General features: G+C 29.1%; 2 protein-coding genes and 1 pseudogene. 1 reads left to right on the top strand and 2 read right to left on the bottom strand.

The genetic code is table 11. The features are described from left to right. Positions 1 to 151: pseudogene (locus DFQ08_RS16370) on the top strand (IS110 family transposase); the annotation flags it as partial. Between the two features lie 56 nt (positions 152 to 207). Here DFQ08_RS16370 and DFQ08_RS15995 read toward each other — a convergent pair. Both DFQ08_RS15995 and DFQ08_RS15990 read right to left on the bottom strand, forming a co-directional pair. Beyond that, positions 208 to 516, bottom strand: coding sequence for a type II toxin-antitoxin system RelE/ParE family toxin (locus DFQ08_RS15995; RefSeq protein ID WP_114311043.1), 309 nt, complete (start codon positions 514 to 516; stop codon positions 208 to 210). Then, positions 516 to 749 carry a hypothetical protein gene (locus DFQ08_RS15990; RefSeq protein ID WP_114311042.1) on the bottom strand — a complete coding sequence of 78 codons (234 nt, stop codon included), beginning with the start codon at positions 747 to 749 and terminating at the stop codon, positions 516 to 518. Before DFQ08_RS15990 ends, DFQ08_RS15995 begins: the two co-directional genes overlap by 1 nt. Between the last annotated feature and the right edge of the window lie 786 nt (positions 750 to 1,535).

Here is a 1,535-nt window from a genome sequence, read left to right as displayed (position 1 = left end):
AGATATTTATGAACGAATTGTAGCAAAAGGGAAGAGTAAAAAACTGGCTTTAATAGCTGTGTGTAATAAGCTTCTAAAACAGGCTTTTGCTATCGCAAAATCTGGTTTAATATATGATGACTCATATAGAAGTATTTTAGTGAAAAGTTAATGCATTTTTACTTGCTTTTTACCACAGTACTTTGTTGGCAACTGGCTTTATTTTGTTCATTTCATTTTCGGTGGATTTTGTCGAGTATCAAAAACATCAGCAATTTTTATAAATCCGTTTTGTTCATCAACCGAATATATCACTTTGTAGTTTTTGAAAACCAAATAACGATATTGAATTTCTCTATCTTTAAGTAATTCTTCTTCTTGTCCAATAAAGGACGCTTTGATTAATTTTTCCGATTCTTTAATTATTCCAGTTACAATTTTAGTAGCAACTTTTAAACTTGCTTTCTTTTCGTAATATTCATAAATTTTGTCAAGTTGAGTTTCCGAAAAGTTTGACCAAATAATTTTAAAATTCATTATTCGTATTTAGCTAAAAGTTCAGAACTTGTTTTAAATCGATTGTTTTTGAAATCCGACTCTGATTTGTCAATTCGTTTGTTTAACTCATCAATGGTCATAGGCTTAAAAAGTCTTTCGTCAGAAGTGTCTTTTTCCTTTTTCAACATTTTCTCAAGCTTGGAAATTGCTTCCTCGCTTTGAAGTTTTAGGAATTCTTGAATAAATTCTATTTTTCGAGCTTCTATATTCATTTCGAGTTTCTTTTTATCAAAGATACTAAATTATCAAATTCAATCAATATCTTTCTTGGTTTAACGATTTTTTTAGCTTGTTGGCAACGGTCTCGGCTATGAGTAGTTGCGTGGTTTAGCGATTAATTTTGCAAGTACACACCAAACTGAAAATCCGTAAGGATTTTTAGAAGTAAGCGAGAACAAGCAATTACTTATAGCCATTGTTGCCAACAGTTTTTATTTTTCATTTATACTTTTTATACATAAATCAATCAAAGACAACATTCGAAAAAATAAATAATCGATATGCTTTGATTTCGAAACTTCAATTTTATCTGTTTCGTGATGTCTTATTTTATATTCATTTCCAATTTTAGTCAGAAGCTTAAACTCATCTTCAATAAGTTTAAAGTCAAAACCGTCTGATGCAATTGTTACCAATTCAGTTGAAGATTTTTTCTTATTCGAATTGAAATATGTTTTTATTCTTTCGAACGCATCCCAAAGTTTTTCAAGAGCAATTTGTTTGTCTTTTGGAATGAAAAATCTGTCTTTAGCCTCGTTAATTAATGAGTCTAATTCTTGGTCATTCGTTTTAGTTTTTCTGTCAAAAAGCAGTTCTACATTTACTGTATTATACTGATATAGGTTGACCTTTTTTTAGGTTAATTTATACCGTTCAAAAGATTTTTTTAGCCGTTTAGAAGGTAAAAAATAATTTGAACTAGGTCTGTTTTTAAATCGTAAGTTCAGGTAAATTTACATTATTTTTCCGATAGGATTTGTATTTGATGTTTGGATTCA

Origin of the sequence: Winogradskyella arenosi (assembly GCF_003337305.1) — a bacterium.
Lineage (GTDB): Bacteria > Bacteroidota > Bacteroidia > Flavobacteriales > Flavobacteriaceae > Winogradskyella > Winogradskyella arenosi.
The sequence above is the reverse complement of the archived record's forward strand: the minus strand, read 5'-3'. Positions and strand labels throughout refer to the sequence as shown.

Coding starts and splice junctions, on each gene's coding strand:
- DFQ08_RS15995 (WP_114311043.1), bottom strand. CDS start 516: ATGAATTTTAAAATTATTTGGTCAAACTTTTCGGAAACTCAACTTGAC.
- DFQ08_RS15990 (WP_114311042.1), bottom strand. CDS start 749: ATGAATATAGAAGCTCGAAAAATAGAATTTATTCAAGAATTCCTAAAA.